Source organism: Pantoea sp. C8B4 (assembly GCF_051336905.1).
Lineage (GTDB): Bacteria > Pseudomonadota > Gammaproteobacteria > Enterobacterales > Enterobacteriaceae > Pantoea > Pantoea rwandensis_B.
In genome coordinates this window covers 44,285-57,519 of sequence record NZ_JBGMNK010000009.1, presented here as the reverse complement: position 1 = coordinate 57,519, position 13,235 = coordinate 44,285, and the positions used below count along the sequence as shown (strand labels likewise).

Here is a 13,235-nt window from a genome sequence, read left to right as displayed (position 1 = left end):
ATTATTCCTCGGCTCCCGCAGCAGCGGCGTGATTCATGTCCATGCCTTTGTGCTCTGGCATGTCCATCTTCCCGTGGCTCATCATGAACTTATCAATAACCTGCTTGAACAGTTCTGGATTCGCAGTTGAGAAATATTCCACCGGGTGATTTTCGCTTGGCGCAGCCAGTTTCTCGAAATCATCCATGGTGGTCAGCGCGTTAGGTGCTGCTTTAACTTTAGCCACCCACTGCTGGAATTCCGCATCGTCTTTGGTTGCAATGGCTTTGAACTTCATGCCAGAGAAACCGCGACCACTGAAGTTCGCAGAGATACCGTCGAATGTTCCTGGCTCATTGGCGATCAGGTGCAGTTTAGTCTGCATGCCCGCCATGGCGTAGATCTGGCTACCGAGCGTAGGAATAAAGAAGGAGTTCATTACGGAGTTGGAGGTGATCTTGAAGTTCACCGGAGTATTTGCCGGGAAGGCAATCTGGTTCACGGTTGCAATACCCTGTTCAGGGTAGATAAACAGCCATTTCCAGTCCAGCGCAACCACATCGATCTCAACCGGCTTCACGTCAGAAACCAGCGGTTTGCTCGGTTCCAGTGCGTGGGTCGATTTCCAGGTCAGCACGCCGAGGAAGATAATGATCAGGATTGGAATCGTCCAGACCACGGCTTCCACTTTGTTAGAGTGTGACCAGTTAGGGCTATAAGTCGCATTAGTATTGGTTGCCCGATATTTCCAGGCAAAGAATACTGCCATGAAGACTGCCGGGATAACCACGATCATCATCAAGCCAAAAGCTGTCAGAATCAGCGAACGTTGCTCCAGTGCAATCTGTCCTTTGGGATTTAACAACGCACTATCGCAGCCACTGAGTAATACAGCGCCTGCAATTAATGACAAAATCCCCAAACTTTTATTGTATTTCCTGAGTCTCATTTAACGACCTCAATGACAAAGGGCTCTATTGTCGTTTAAGTGTGCGCGCATTTTACGGGAAGGTTTATGCAGTGTAAACCAGCTTAAGGATGTGTCAGAAGGCTGTTGACACCTTTTGCTAAGGGTGTCACAGATGTTGCGCAGGGTGACAAATTATTAATTGCGACAAGCAGTTGGCGTCAATATAACAAAAAACAATGATAGAAACCGCAGAAAAATCAGGGAAAGCATAAACCGTACTATTAATGCCCATTTATTTAACAATTGTGTAGCATTTGGGTGATGAGTTTTCTACAAAGTAATTGCGCACCGGATTTAAATATAATCCAGGGTTGTTAATTTAATGTTTCTTTTTCGCGATGAAAAAAATGCTATTCGTTAAAATGAGTTCATTGTTATTTTTTTAGCCAAATATTTAGCGACTGGCAAATTATCATTACTTAACTCAGATTTTTCTCCGGCCTTTTTCTTAACGCCAGACAATCCAGAATCACACCCAGCGCCACGGCCACCAGCGCCAGTGCCATACCCATCTCAAAAAGCGGTGTCAGCAGCGCGTTGACATGCCAGATGCCAGCGGCATTCAGGGCTAGCATCACCAGCCAGAGTGCCAGCAGGCCACTACCGAAGCTGAACAGACGCACTGTCCAGCGATAGCCCTGCGGCCAGCGGGTTCGCATCACAAACTCCCCGCTCTGCTGAATGGCTTGCAGGGTGCTGCGGCTAATCCACAGCAGCATTAAGCCAGGCACGCCTGCAAACACAGTGAAAGCATAGAAGGTCGGCCAGCCCCACAGTTCGACCAGCCATCCCGCTGCGGGTCCGACGTAAACACGCCCGACGGCGGAAAGGGCAGAGAGCAGCGCGAACTGCGTTGCGGAAAACGACTTATTGCATAGCGTCATCAGCAGCGCCACAAACGCGGCGGTGCCCATCCCTCCGCAAAGATTTTCAATGAACACCGCGCTGGCCATGCTCCATAAATGAGGCGGCGTCACGGACAATAGCCAGTAAGCGAAGTTGGAAACCGCCTGAAGAATGCCGAAAATCATCAGGGCACGGAATAGGCTCAGGCGTTGCATCAGCACACCGCCGTACAGCGCACCAATGATGGTTGCCAGCAATCCCAGCGTTTTATTCACCAGTCCGACATCGCCGGCGCTGAAACCTACGCCGCGAATCAGGAAGGTGGTGGTGAGCGACGCAGCAAAAGCATCACCCAGCTTATAAAGGATGATTAAGGTGATCAGCAGCCAGGCATTGTTACGCAGGAAGAAGTCTTTTAAAGGGAACGAAACGGCCTGACGCAGGGTGTGCGGCTCACGCGCTGGTGCTGCGGGCTCTTTGGCCAGCAATGTCGCAATCAAACCTGGCAACATCAGCAGCGCCATTAACCAGTAGGTTGCCTGCCATCCCAGATATCGGTCGGCAAGCCACAGCGCCAGTCCGCCTGAAATCAGCATCGCCAGGCGATAACCCAACACCGTAATCGCGGCACCGCTGCCCCGTTCTTCTGGCGGTAGCACATCGGTTTTCCAGGCATCAAACACGATATCCTGCGATGCAGAACAGAAGGCAACCAGCACGGCCAGGGCAGCCAGCAGCGTCAGATCGCGCGAAGGCTGCATAAAGCCCATGGCGATAATGCCGGCGATCAGTGCGAGTTGAGTGACCAGCAACCAGCCACGGCGACGGCCAAGAAACGGTGGGGTATAGCGATCCATCATCGGCGACCACAGGAACTTAAACACGTAAGCCTGGCCGACAAGGGAGAAGAACCCGATGGTTTTCAGATCGACATTCTCTACGGTCATCCACGCCTGTAAGGTCCCGGCTGTCAGTGCTAAAGGCAGTCCAGAAGCAAAACCGAGCAGCAGCAATACGGCTGCATTACGTTGGGTGAAAATGCGCAGATAGTGAGAAGTCATAACCAACCTGAAATGATGCCCGGCCAAAGATGACCGGGCAGAATAGCTGAGGAATTAGCGGGCGTTCTGTTTAATAAATTCGTGAACGCTGGTGTCCTGCGCCATATCAGCAATCACGTCGCTCAGGGTAGAGTTGACCGCGTTGGTGATCTTCGCGTTAGTGGCGGTGAATGCGCCTTCTACGCTGTAAGTCTGACGATAATTTTTAACCTGTTTGTTACCGTTTTTCGCGGTCGCAATGATGGAAATGTCAGCCTTGGTGGTAATGCTGTAACGCACGTTACCTTGTGTCACATCAGCGTAAAGACCATTGACGACAATCTGCAGGTCAACCGCACCGTTTGGTCCGATCATGTAACCACGTGCTGTCATCTGCTTCTCCAGCACTTCCTGTAACAGGAAACGCAGATCGCGCGATGGCGTTAAGGTGACTAACTGACCGTCACGATTCACTTTTGCCAGAGCCTGATCGGAACGCTGATCGGCACCGTTAACGCTGATGGTGGCACCCATCAGACCAGGATCTTGCTGTGGCAGCTGGATCTTAGGCTGAATGTTCAGGGTGGTGTTATTGCTGGCACAGCCGGCCAAAATAAATGCAGCCAGCAGAGGGAATAACAGTTTTTTCAACATACTCATTCTCGTTAGCATATGGGTTGGTTTGCAAAACTGCGGCCATCATAGCATTGCGCGACGGCGAAAAAAGCCCCGTGCCAGTGGAAATTGATTGTAAAGGCTTTTTTCGGACAGGCGGTCATGCAACAGCATTGACCTGACGAATGAGCCCGCTAAGATGCGCAGCAGATCAGGAATTATTTCCGGCGCGCCTGCGGGTTGGGCAAAAAACCTACTAATATTTAAACAGATGGGCACAGCGCTCGCCGTTGAGGAGTGTTAACAATGATTCGCGAACAAATAGAAGAAAAGCTGCGTAAGGCGTTCGAACCTGCACATCTCGAAGTGCATGATGAAAGCTATCGTCATAACGTGCCCGCTGGTTCTGAAAGTCACTTTAAAGTGGTGATTGTCAGCGATGTGTTTACCGGCCAGCGATTCCTGCAGCGTCATCGCGCCATTTATGGTGAACTGACCGAAGAGTTAGCAGGGAGCGTGCACGCACTGGCACTGCACACTTACACGCAAAAAGAGTGGGATGGCTTGCAAGATACCGTGCTGGCGTCACCTAACTGTCGGGGAGCGGGTACCCTCGCCTGAGTTCACACTTCATCCTCTCTCAAAACGGCCTGCGGGCCGTTTTCTTTTCATCTATTACCCTTAAACGCGATCCATGGCGCAAAAAAGCAGCAAAACCGCTAAAAAGTGGTGAGTTTGCAGCCTCGACTCATTCCAGCGATGCCGCTATAATGCGGCGTCTATTTTTCCGGAATGTCTTCGGGACGCTTCTGGTGACAGGGATTAGGTTCTGCCTGCAGAGGCCGTCCCGATTGTTGGATACGGCGCATTTAATGTGTGGTGTCTGAAGTTGACCGAGCACGTGATTTTTTGAGGTAACAAGATGACAGTTTCAGTAGAAACCACTCAGGGTCTGGGCCGTCGCATTTCGATTACTGTTGCAGCTGACAGCATCGAAAGCGCAGTGAAGAAAGAACTGGTGGAAGTGGCTAAGAAAGTCCGTATCGACGGTTTCCGTAAAGGCAAAGTGCCGGCAAACATCATTTCTCAGCGCTACGGTGCTTCTGTTCGCCAGGACGTGCTGGGCGAGCTGATGACGCGCAACTTCGTTGACGCCATCATCAAAGAGAAAATCAACCCAGCTGGCGCACCAAACTACGTGCCAGGTGAGTACAAAGAAGGTGAAGATTTCACCTACGCGGTTGAGTTCGAAGTTTATCCAGAAGTTGAGCTGAAAGGCCTGGATGCTATCGAAGTCGAGAAGCCAGTGGTTGAAGTCACCGATGCTGACGTTGATACCATGCTGGAAACCCTGCAGAAGCAGCAGGCGACCTGGAAAGAGAGCGATGCTGCAGCGACTGCTGAAGATCGCGCAACCATCGACTTCTCCGGTTCAGTAGACGGCGAAGAGTTCGAAGGCGGCAAAGCCTCTGACTTCGTACTGGCGATGGGCCAGGGTCGTATGATCCCAGGCTTCGAAGAAGGTGTTGTTGGCCACAAAGCGGGCGAAACCTTCACTATCGACGTGAAATTCCCAGACGATTACCACGCTGAAACCCTGAAAGGGAAAGATGCGAAGTTCGAAATCGTGCTGAAGAAAGTCGAAACGCGCGAGCTGCCAGAGCTGACTGAAGAGTTCATCAAACGCTTTGGCGTTGAAGATGGTTCAGTTGCCGGTCTGCGTGCAGAAGTGCGCAAGAACATGGATCGTGAGCTGAAAGGCGCTATCCGTAACCGCGTGAAATCTCAGGCGATTGATGGTCTGGTTGAAGCCAACGACATCGACGTGCCAGTGGCACTGATCGACAGCGAAATCGACGTGCTGCGTCGCCAGGCTGCACAGCGTTTTGGTGGCAACGAGAAGCAAGCTTTCGAGCTGCCACGTGAGCTGTTCGAAGAGCAGGCTAAACGTCGCGTTGTTGTTGGTCTGCTGCTGGGCGAAGTGATTCGCATCAACGAGCTGAAAGCTGACGAAGACCGCGTTAAAGCGCTGATCGAAGAGATGGCTTCTGCGTACGAAGATCCGCAGGAAGTGATCGAGTTCTACAGCAAGAACAACGAGCTGATGAACAACATGCGCAACGTTGCTCTGGAAGAGCAGGCTGTTGAAGCGGTACTGGCGAAAGCCAAAGTGACCGATAAAGCAACCAACTTCCAGGAACTGATGAACCAGACCTCAGCGGCCTGATCCGTTAGTTAACCGAAAGTGCGAAGCCCGCGACTGAAAAGTCGCGGGCTTTTTCGTTTTAGGGCATTAACCGCATAGAATTGTCCTCTATTTGCTTAATTAATCGGCAAATTGTTCGCTAAGCTCTTTTTCCGTGTTAGCGAATGGGCAAAAGGTTGTTATGCTTGAAACAACTGGGCAGCATCCCCAGATACAGGGAGAATGCATGAAAACAGTGAGACTGGCTGATTAACCGTCCTGTTATGTCGGAGTGAGAGGGCAGCGCATAGTTTTCCCGACGCGCCTCACGTAATATCGGTACAGAATGTTGCCAATGAAATTTATCAGGAGACGGTAATGTCATACAGTGGCGATCGTGAATTTACTGCACCGCACATGGCGCTGGTGCCAATGGTGGTCGAACAAACCTCGCGCGGCGAGCGTTCATACGACATTTACTCCCGCCTGCTCAAAGAGCGTGTGATCTTCCTGACCGGCCAGGTTGAAGATCATATGGCCAACCTGATCGTGGCGCAGATGCTGTTTCTGGAAGCTGAGAATCCTGAAAAAGACATTTATCTCTACATTAACTCGCCAGGCGGCGTGATTACTGCCGGGATGTCGATTTATGACACCATGAAATTCATCAAGCCTGACGTCAGCACCATTTGTATGGGTCAGGCTTGTTCAATGGGTGCGTTCCTGCTGACTGCAGGTACCAAAGGTAAGCGCTTCTGCCTGCCGAATTCCCGCGTCATGATTCACCAGCCGCTGGGCGGTTACCAGGGTCAGGCGACGGATATTGAAATCCATGCGCGTGAAATTCTGAAAGTGAAGCAGCGTATGAATGAGTTGATGGCTGAACACACTGGCAAATCACTGGAAGAGATCGAACGCGACACCGAGCGCGATCGTTTCCTCTCTGCCAGCGAAGCGGTAGAGTATGGCTTGGTCGATTCTATTCTGACGCATCGCCAATAAGACACATCTGGCTGCCCCTTACGCTATAGTTAACGGGGCAGCATGATGAGTTGCATGAATATCGGCCGTTGATGTGCGGCCAGTGCCGTACACCAAATTGGGTCTGAGAACGAAAAGAGGTTAGCTGATGACAGATAAGCGCAAAGACGGTTCAGGTAAGTTGCTGTACTGCTCTTTCTGCGGCAAAAGCCAGCATGAAGTCCGTAAGCTGATTGCCGGGCCGTCAGTGTATATTTGCGACGAATGTGTTGATTTATGCAACGACATCATTCGCGAAGAGATTAAAGAAGTGGCTCCGCACCGTGAGCGCAGTGCACTGCCGACACCGCATGAAATCCGTCATCATTTAGATGATTACGTCATCGGTCAGGAAAGGGCGAAAAAAGTGCTGGCGGTAGCGGTCTATAACCACTACAAACGTCTGCGCAACGGCGATACCAGTAATGGCATCGAACTGGGCAAAAGTAACATTCTGCTGATCGGTCCAACCGGTAGCGGTAAAACCTTGCTGGCTGAAACTCTGGCGCGTTTGCTGGATGTTCCGTTCACCATGGCGGATGCCACCACCCTGACCGAAGCCGGTTATGTGGGTGAGGATGTGGAAAACATCATCCAGAAACTGCTGCAGAAGTGTGATTACGATGTGCAGAAAGCACAGCGCGGTATCGTCTATATCGATGAAATTGACAAGATTTCTCGTAAGTCAGACAACCCGTCAATCACGCGTGACGTTTCTGGTGAAGGCGTACAGCAGGCGTTGCTGAAGCTGATCGAAGGTACCGTTGCCGCGGTTCCGCCGCAGGGTGGGCGTAAGCATCCGCAGCAGGAGTTCCTGCAGGTTGATACGTCTAAGATCCTGTTCATTTGTGGTGGTGCTTTTGCTGGCCTCGACAAAGTGATTTCCCAGCGCGTGGAAACCGGATCCGGTATTGGCTTCGGCGCTACGGTAAAAGGCAAATCGCAGAAAGCCAGTGAAGGCGAGTTGCTGTCCCAGGTTGAGCCAGAAGATCTGATCAAATTTGGTCTGATTCCAGAATTCATTGGTCGTCTGCCGGTGGTGGCGACGCTGAGTGAATTGAGTGAAGAAGCCCTGATTCAGATCCTGCGCGAACCGAAGAATGCGTTGACCAAACAGTACCAGGCTCTGTTTAACCTTGAAGGTGTGGAGCTGGAGTTCCGTGATGAAGCGCTGACGGCGATTGCTAAGAAAGCGATGTCACGCAAAACCGGTGCGCGTGGTCTGCGTTCTATCGTAGAAGGTGCGCTGCTGGAAACCATGTACGATCTGCCATCGATGGATGACGTGGAAAAAGTGGTGATTGATGAGTCAGTGATTGATGGTCAATCAGAGCCGATGCTGATTTATGGCAAGCATGAAGCCCAAGCTTCTGGCGAATAAATAAGCAATCGCACCATGTGGTTATCTTAAAAAGGGGAAAATGTTTTCCCCTTTTGTTTTTCTCTCACCCGTGACATTGAATGTCGACCAAGCATCCCCATATACTCAATATCCTGTGGGTTTAACTGCAAAACCTCTATTGCGCGGTACCCATACACCTGGCGGACATTAAACTAAGAGAGAGCTCTATGAATCCTGAGCGTTCTGAACGCATTGAAATCCCCGTGTTGCCATTGCGCGACGTGGTGGTTTATCCGCACATGGTAATTCCGTTGTTTGTTGGTCGGGAAAAATCGATCCGTTGCCTCGAAGCGGCGATGGATCATGACAAGAAGATCATGCTGGTTGCCCAGAAAGAGGCTTCAACGGATGAACCTGGTATTAACGATCTCTTCTCGGTAGGGACCGTCGCTTCCGTATTGCAGATGCTTAAGCTGCCCGATGGCACCGTTAAAGTGCTGGTCGAAGGCTTACAGCGCGCGCATATCACCACGCTGGCCGATAATGGCGACCATTTTGTTGCCCAAGCCGAGTACCTGATTTCGCCTGAAATTGAAGAGCGCGAGCAGGAAGTGCTGGTGCGTACGGCGATTAATCAGTTTGAAGGCTACATCAAACTGAATAAAAAAATTCCTCCTGAGGTTTTGACCTCACTGAACAGCATCGACGATGCGGCGCGTCTCGCCGACACCGTAGCAGCGCATATGCCGCTGAAGCTGGCTGATAAGCAGTCAGTGCTGGAAATGTCCGACATCAACGAACGTCTTGAATATCTGATGGCGATGATGGAATCCGAAATCGATCTGCTGCAGGTTGAGAAGCGCATTCGCAATCGCGTGAAAAAGCAGATGGAGAAAAGCCAGCGTGAGTACTATCTGAATGAGCAAATGAAAGCCATTCAGAAAGAGCTGGGCGAGATGGATGATGCGCCGGACGAATACGAAGCGCTGAAACGTAAAATTGAAGCGGCAAAAATGCCGACTGAAGCGCGCGAAAAAGCCGAAGCAGAACTGCAGAAGCTGAAAATGATGTCGCCGATGTCTGCAGAAGCCACCGTGGTGCGCGGTTACATCGACTGGATGGTTCAGGTGCCATGGGTTGCGCGCAGCAAGGTGAAAAAAGACCTGCTGAAGGCGCAGGAAACGCTGGATACCGATCATTACGGTCTGGAACGCGTGAAAGACCGCATTCTTGAGTATCTTGCGGTGCAAAGTCGCGTCAGCAAAATTAAAGGCCCCATTCTGTGCCTCGTCGGACCGCCAGGCGTGGGTAAAACCTCGCTGGGCCAGTCAATTGCCAAAGCCACCGGCCGTAAATATGTTCGTATGGCACTGGGCGGCGTGCGCGATGAAGCGGAAATCCGCGGACATCGTCGCACTTACATCGGTTCTATGCCGGGCAAACTGATCCAGAAAATGGCGAAAGTCGGCGTGAAGAACCCGCTGTTCCTGTTGGATGAGATCGATAAGATGTCGTCCGATATGCGCGGCGATCCCGCTTCGGCATTGCTGGAAGTGCTGGATCCAGAGCAGAACATTGCGTTCAACGATCACTATCTGGAAGTGGATTACGATCTCTCTGACGTGATGTTCGTGGCGACCTCTAACTCCATGAACATCCCGGCACCGCTGCTGGATCGTATGGAAGTGATTCGTCTCTCGGGTTATACCGAAGATGAAAAACTGAATATCGCCAAACAGCACTTACTGCCGAAACAGATTGAGCGTAATGCACTGAAAGAAAAAGAGATCAGTGTTGACGATAGCGCCATCATTGGCATTATCCGTTACTACACCCGTGAAGCGGGCGTGCGTAGTCTGGAACGTGAACTCTCCAAGCTGTGCCGTAAAGCAGTGAAAACGCTGCTGATGGACAAAAGTAAGAAGAGCATCAAGATTAATGGTGAAAACCTTCACGATTTCCTGGGCGTGCAGCGCTTTGATTATGGTCGTGCGGACACTGAAAACCGCGTAGGCCAGGTCACCGGTCTGGCATGGACGGAAGTGGGAGGCGATCTGCTGACCATTGAAACCGCCTGCGTACCGGGTAAAGGCAAACTGACTTACACCGGCTCACTGGGTGAAGTGATGCAGGAGTCTATCCAGGCGGCGCTGACAGTGGTTCGCGCACGTGCGGAGAAACTCGGCATCAACGGGGATTTCCACGAGAAACGTGATATCCACGTGCACGTTCCGGAAGGGGCAACGCCGAAAGATGGTCCAAGTGCCGGTATTGCCATGTGTACGGCGCTGGTTTCTTGTCTGACCGGTAACCCGGTGCGCTCTGATGTGGCGATGACAGGTGAGATCACTCTGCGCGGTCAGGTGCTGCCGATTGGTGGTCTGAAAGAGAAGCTGCTGGCAGCGCATCGCGGCGGCATCAAAACCGTGTTAATCCCGGATGAAAACAAGCGCGATCTTGAAGAGATTCCACAGAACGTGATTGCCGATCTGACCATCCATCCTGTGAAGCGTATTGAAGAAGTGCTGAACCTGGCACTGGAAAATGCGCCTTACGGCATGCAGGTTGCGACGGCAAAATAGTGATTAACGGCAAAAACCGTTAAAAAGCGAAGCTGGCAGGCCAAATGGTGCTTGCCAGCTTTTTTTTGTGCCGCTAATTTAGGGGGCTGTTGAATCAACGATTAAGATGAATACCGTTGTTTCAGCTCCACAGGCTTGATATAACTGGCTGCGCGTTCGCACCGGGCGGGAAGCGCGGGTGCGATGTGAATAATAAAAGAGGGGATGAATAGAGTGAATAAGTCACAGTTGATCGACAAAATTGCTGCAGACGCTGACATTTCTAAAGCAGCAGCGGGACGTGTGTTAGATGCATTCATGGGCTCCGTTTCTGACGCGCTGAAAGGCGGTGATGAAGTGGCACTGGTTGGTTTCGGTACTTTCTCTGTACGTGAGCGTGCTGCTCGTACAGGCCGTAACCCGCAAACCGGTAAAGAGATCACCATCCCGGCTGGTAAAGTTCCGGGCTTCCGTGCAGGTAAAGCACTGAAAGACTCAGTCAATTAATGACCGCTGACACATCCATTGAAGCATTTTCTTCTATGGATTGAGGACGAAAAAGCCGTTCTCATGTAACATACGGGCACATCATTTTGATGTGCCTTTTTTATTCTTGATGCGCGGCGATGGCCACAGGCTATTGTCTCCGCATGGTTGCCAACTGCCAGCCTGAACAGCAGTTGCACGATGATGACATCGTGTCAGAGCTTTACATTCACACTACAGCGGAGTGTTGTCATACCATGATGGACAATTTACGCGCGGCGTCGAATCATGTCGTGCTCAAGATCATTCTGGGATTGATCATCCTGTCTTTCGTACTGACCGGGGTGGGCAACTACCTGATCGGCGGTGGCAGCGATTATGCCGCCAAAGTTAATGGCCATGAAATTAGCCGTGCAGAGCTTGAGCAGGGCTTTAACAACGAGCGTAATCGTCAGCAGCAGATGCTGGGCGATCAATTCTCGCAGCTGGCCAGCAACGAAGGTTACATGCAGCAGATGCGTCAGCAGGCGCTGTCTCAGCTGATTGATCAGGCGTTGCTTGATCAATACATCAAAGATCTGAAGATTGGCATTAGCGATGATCAGATCAAGCAGGCGATCTTCAATCAAAAAGCTTTCCAGACTAACGGCAAGTTTGATAACGCGAAGTACAACGGCTTAATCATCCAGATGGGCTTTACGCCGGATCAGTACGCGGCGGCGCTGCGTAAGCAGCTAGCCACACAGCAGTTGATCAATGCGGTCGCTAATACCGATTTCATGCTTAAAGGTGAAACCAGCAAGCTGGTGGACCTGGTCTCGCAGCAGCGTGAAATTCGTCAGGCGGTGATTGATGTTAATGCGCTGGCAGCGAAACAAACGGCCAGTGATGATGAGATCAATCAGTATTACCAGCAGCATCAGAACAGCTTCATGGCACCTGAGCAGTTCCGCGTCAGCTACATCAAAATGGATGCAGCCAGCATGCAGGAAACCGTGAGCGAAGCGGACATTCAGAGTTGGTTCGATCAACACAAAGCTGACTATTCACAGCCGCAGCGCAATCGCTACAGCGTGATTCAGACCAAAACTGAAGCGGATGCCAATGCCGTTCTGGATGCGCTGAAGAAGGGTGAAGACTTTGCCACGCTGGCAAAAAGCAAATCCATTGACCCGATCTCAGCACGCAAAGGCGGCGATATGGGGTGGCTGGAGCCTGGCACCACGCCGGATGAGCTGAAAAATGCCAACCTGACGCAGAAAGGCCAGCTGTCTGGCGTGATCAAATCTTCAGTCGGTTTCCTGGTGGTACGTCTGGATGATATCCAGGCCGAGCAGATTAAGCCGCTGGCTGAGATCCATGACGCTGTTGCTGACAAGGTGAAGCAGGAAAAAGCAGTCGACGCCTTCTACAAGCTGCAGCAGAAAGTCAGTGAAGCGGCCAGCAATGACAACGAGTCGTTGGCGGGTGCAGCACAGGCTTCCGGTCTGAAAGTCACGGAAACCGGCTGGATCACGCGTGATAATGTTCCGGCTGAACTCGATTTCGATCAGGTCAAGCAGGCGATCTTCAACGGTGGACTGGTGGGCCAAAACGGTGCGCCGGGTAATAACTCTGACATCATCAGCGTCGATGGCGATCGTGCATTCGTGCTGCGCATCAGCGAGCACAAGCCTGAAGCCGTAAAACCGCTGGATCAGGTGAAGGCGCAGATTGCCGACACGCTGAAGCATGACAAAGCCACACAGCAGGCTAAAGCTCAGGCCGATAAGCTGCTGGTTGATCTGAAAGCCGGTAAAGAAGATGCGCTGAAAGCGGCAGGCTTGACCCTGAGCGCCAGCAAATCCTTTGATCGTAATGCACAGGATCCGGTTGCGCAGTCTGCCTTTAACTTGCCACAACCCGCGGACAACAAACCGTCCTGGGGTGTGAGCGAAGATATGCAGGGTAACGTGGTACTGGTCGCGCTGGATAAAGTCAGCCCGGGTAATATGCCGCAGGCGCAGATTGATGAGATGGTGAAAGGCGTGACGCAGAATAACGCACAGATTGCGTTTGAAGCGCTGCTGGAAAACCTGCGCAAAGACGCGAAAATCAAATACGGCGCGGCTGCACAAAACCAGTAAGCCTCACAAAAAGTGTGAATCCGCTGCAACAACTTAAAGGCCGCTTCTGCGGCCTTTTCCATTTC

At 51.5% G+C, this 13,235-nt stretch carries 10 protein-coding genes; 7 read left to right on the top strand and 3 right to left on the bottom strand.

Features of this window, described 5'->3' with window-relative positions; all coding sequences use genetic code 11:
- Position 1 precedes the first annotated feature (1 nt).
- The 3 genes from cyoA to ACCW76_RS12850 all read right to left on the bottom strand — a co-directional run bounded on the left by cyoA (position 2) and on the right by ACCW76_RS12850 (position 3,489).
- Positions 2 to 928, bottom strand: a complete 927-nt coding sequence (gene cyoA / locus ACCW76_RS12860; protein WP_034828097.1) for a cytochrome o ubiquinol oxidase subunit II — start codon at positions 926 to 928, stop codon at positions 2 to 4.
- A 440-nt stretch (positions 929 to 1,368) separates the two neighbouring features.
- Positions 1,369 to 2,856, bottom strand: a complete 1,488-nt coding sequence (gene ampG / locus ACCW76_RS12855) for a muropeptide MFS transporter AmpG (RefSeq protein WP_436338709.1) — start codon at positions 2,854 to 2,856, stop codon at positions 1,369 to 1,371.
- Positions 2,857 to 2,910: 54 nt separating this feature from the next.
- Complete coding sequence (locus ACCW76_RS12850) at positions 2,911 to 3,489, bottom strand: lipoprotein (RefSeq protein WP_034828101.1); 579 nt, start codon at positions 3,487 to 3,489, stop codon at positions 2,911 to 2,913.
- A gap of 267 nt (positions 3,490 to 3,756) precedes the next feature.
- On the opposite strand from ACCW76_RS12850, the gene bolA reads away from it, so the two are divergent.
- The 7 genes from bolA (at position 3,757) to ppiD (ending at position 13,170) form a co-directional block, all read left to right on the top strand.
- A complete protein-coding gene (gene bolA, locus ACCW76_RS12845) occupies positions 3,757 to 4,071 on the top strand; it encodes a transcriptional regulator BolA (RefSeq protein ID WP_034828103.1) in 315 nt (104 codons plus the stop codon).
- Between the two features lie 301 nt (positions 4,072 to 4,372).
- Entirely contained in the window at positions 4,373 to 5,677 is a 1,305-nt protein-coding gene (tig, locus tag ACCW76_RS12840) for a trigger factor (protein ID WP_045833927.1), read from the top strand.
- Positions 5,678 to 6,013: 336 nt separating this feature from the next.
- Positions 6,014 to 6,637, top strand: coding sequence for an ATP-dependent Clp endopeptidase proteolytic subunit ClpP (clpP, locus tag ACCW76_RS12835; protein WP_008103933.1), 624 nt, complete (start codon positions 6,014 to 6,016; stop codon positions 6,635 to 6,637).
- Between the two features lie 127 nt (positions 6,638 to 6,764).
- Complete coding sequence (gene clpX, locus ACCW76_RS12830) at positions 6,765 to 8,036, top strand: ATP-dependent protease ATP-binding subunit ClpX (protein WP_034828109.1); 1,272 nt, start codon at positions 6,765 to 6,767, stop codon at positions 8,034 to 8,036.
- Positions 8,037 to 8,224: 188 nt separating this feature from the next.
- Positions 8,225 to 10,579 (top strand): endopeptidase La, encoded by a 2,355-nt coding sequence (lon, locus tag ACCW76_RS12825; protein ID WP_034828111.1) that lies wholly within the window; start codon positions 8,225 to 8,227, stop codon positions 10,577 to 10,579.
- A gap of 213 nt (positions 10,580 to 10,792) precedes the next feature.
- Positions 10,793 to 11,065: a nucleoid-associated protein HU-beta gene (gene hupB, locus ACCW76_RS12820; RefSeq protein ID WP_034828113.1), complete on the top strand. Its 273-nt coding sequence runs from the start codon at positions 10,793 to 10,795 to the stop codon at positions 11,063 to 11,065.
- A 236-nt stretch (positions 11,066 to 11,301) separates the two neighbouring features.
- Positions 11,302 to 13,170, top strand: coding sequence for a peptidylprolyl isomerase (ppiD, locus tag ACCW76_RS12815; RefSeq protein WP_436338708.1), 1,869 nt, complete (start codon positions 11,302 to 11,304; stop codon positions 13,168 to 13,170).
- The last annotated feature ends 65 nt before the right edge of the window (positions 13,171 to 13,235 follow it).

Coding starts and splice junctions, on each gene's coding strand:
- cyoA (WP_034828097.1), bottom strand. CDS start 928: ATGAGACTCAGGAAATACAATAAAAGTTTGGGGATTTTGTCATTAATT.
- ampG (WP_436338709.1), bottom strand. CDS start 2,856: ATGACTTCTCACTATCTGCGCATTTTCACCCAACGTAATGCAGCCGTA.
- ACCW76_RS12850 (WP_034828101.1), bottom strand. CDS start 3,489: ATGTTGAAAAAACTGTTATTCCCTCTGCTGGCTGCATTTATTTTGGCC.
- bolA (WP_034828103.1), top strand. CDS start 3,757: ATGATTCGCGAACAAATAGAAGAAAAGCTGCGTAAGGCGTTCGAACCT.
- tig (WP_045833927.1), top strand. CDS start 4,373: ATGACAGTTTCAGTAGAAACCACTCAGGGTCTGGGCCGTCGCATTTCG.
- clpP (WP_008103933.1), top strand. CDS start 6,014: ATGTCATACAGTGGCGATCGTGAATTTACTGCACCGCACATGGCGCTG.
- clpX (WP_034828109.1), top strand. CDS start 6,765: ATGACAGATAAGCGCAAAGACGGTTCAGGTAAGTTGCTGTACTGCTCT.
- lon (WP_034828111.1), top strand. CDS start 8,225: ATGAATCCTGAGCGTTCTGAACGCATTGAAATCCCCGTGTTGCCATTG.
- ppiD (WP_436338708.1), top strand. CDS start 11,302: ATGATGGACAATTTACGCGCGGCGTCGAATCATGTCGTGCTCAAGATC.